Source organism: Actinosynnema sp. NPDC023658, from assembly GCF_040639995.1.
GTDB lineage: Bacteria > Actinomycetota > Actinomycetes > Mycobacteriales > Pseudonocardiaceae > Actinosynnema.
The window spans coordinates 1-1,634 of the sequence record NZ_JBFAAX010001161.1 but is presented as its reverse complement, the minus strand read 5'-3'; the positions used below and the strand labels follow the sequence as shown (position 1 = coordinate 1,634).

Annotated in this window: 1 protein-coding gene and 1 pseudogene; both read left to right on the top strand. The window is 69.7% G+C overall.

The window, feature by feature from the left end:
* A pseudogene (locus AB0G02_RS39140) lies at nucleotides 1-383 on the top strand (phosphotransferase family protein); the annotation flags it as partial.
* Entirely contained in the window at nucleotides 383-1,594 is a 1,212-nt protein-coding gene (locus tag AB0G02_RS39135; RefSeq protein ID WP_360805249.1) for an acyl-CoA dehydrogenase family protein, read from the top strand. The pseudogene AB0G02_RS39140 and the gene AB0G02_RS39135, both read left to right, overlap by 1 nt.
* The last annotated feature ends 40 nt before the right edge of the window (nucleotides 1,595-1,634 follow it).

The following is a 1,634-nucleotide window of genomic DNA, read 5'->3' as shown; positions in this document are numbered from 1 at the left end:
AGGACCCGCTTGCCATCCGCGCGGTGCTGGACGGGGAGATGGCCCCCCTGGGCGCCCCGCTGGCCGACGACGCCCTGCTGTGCGTGTACTGGAACGGCATCGGCGCGCGCGAGGACGACCCGATCACCGGCACCGTGCCCACGTTGCCCGGGTTCGCCGACGCCGACGAGATGGTGCGCCGCTACGCCGAGCGCAGCGGCGCCGACACCAGCGGCCTGGCCTGGTACACGGCGTTCGCCTACTTCAAGCTCGCCGTGATCCTCGAAGGCATCCACTTCCGCTTCACCCACGGCCAGACCGTCGGAGCGGGGTTCGACCAGATCGGCCAACTCATCCTGCCGCTGGTCCGGCAGGGACTCGCCGCGACCTCAGGGGAGCACTGATGGACTTCGCCTACGACGCCAAGACCGAGGAACTGCGCGGCACGCTGCTGCGGTTCATGGACGAGTTCGTCTACCCCGCCGAGCCGGTCGCGGAGCAGCAGCTGGCCGACGCCGAGGACCCGTGGGCCCGTCCGCCGGTGCTGGAGGAGCTCAAGGCCGAGGCGCGCAGGCAGGGTCTGTGGAACCTGTTCCTGCCCGACGCCGACCACGGCGGCGGCCTGACGAACCTGCAGTACGCGCCGCTGGCCGAGATCACCGGCCGCAGCCCGCACCTGGCGCCCGAGGCGCTCAACTGCGCCGCGCCGGACACCGGGAACATGGAGGTGCTGGCGATGTTCGGCACCGAGCAGCAGAAGAAGCAGTGGCTGCGGCCGCTGCTCGACGGCGAGATCCGCTCCGCGTTCTGCATGACCGAGCCGGACGTCGCGTCCTCCGACGCCACCAACATCGCCACCAGCATCGTGCGCGACGGCGACGAGTACGTCATCAATGGCACCAAGTGGTGGTCGTCGGGCGCGATGAACCCCAACTGCGCAATCTTCATCGTGATGGGCAAAACCGATCCCGACGCCGAGCGGCACCGCCAGCAGGCGCTGATCCTGGTGCCCCGCGACACGCCGGGCGTGCACGTCAAGCGCGGGATGCACGTGTTCGGCTACACCGACGCCTCGCACGGCGGTCACGCCGAGATCGTGTTCGACAACGTCCGCGTGCCCGCCGACAACCTGATCGCCGGCGAGGGCGAGGGCTTCGCGATCGCCCAGGCACGCCTCGGTCCCGGCCGCATCCACCACTGCATGCGGTTGATCGGCATCGCGGAACGCGCCCTGGAACTGATGTGCCGCCGCGCCATCTCCCGCGTCGCGTTCGGCCAGCCGATCGCGCGGCAGGGCGTGGTGCAGGAGTGGATCGCCGAGTCGCGGGTGCGCATCGAACAGGCCAGGCTTCTGGTGCTGAAGACGGCGTGGCTGATGGACACCGTCGGCAACAAGGGCGCGCACACCGAGATCCAGGCCATCAAGATCGGCACGCCGATCATGGCCGAGTGGGTGCTGGACAAGGCGATCCAGGCGCACGGAGCCGGCGGGGTGAGCCAGGACTTCCCGCTGGCCGAACTGTGGGCCGCCGCGCGGACCCTGCGCCTGGCCGACGGTCCGGACGAGGTGCATCGCATGTCCCTGGCCAAGCGGGAACTGAAGCGCTACCTCTGACTCCCTGGCACAATAAATCCCCTGGCAGGACAAGCAACAC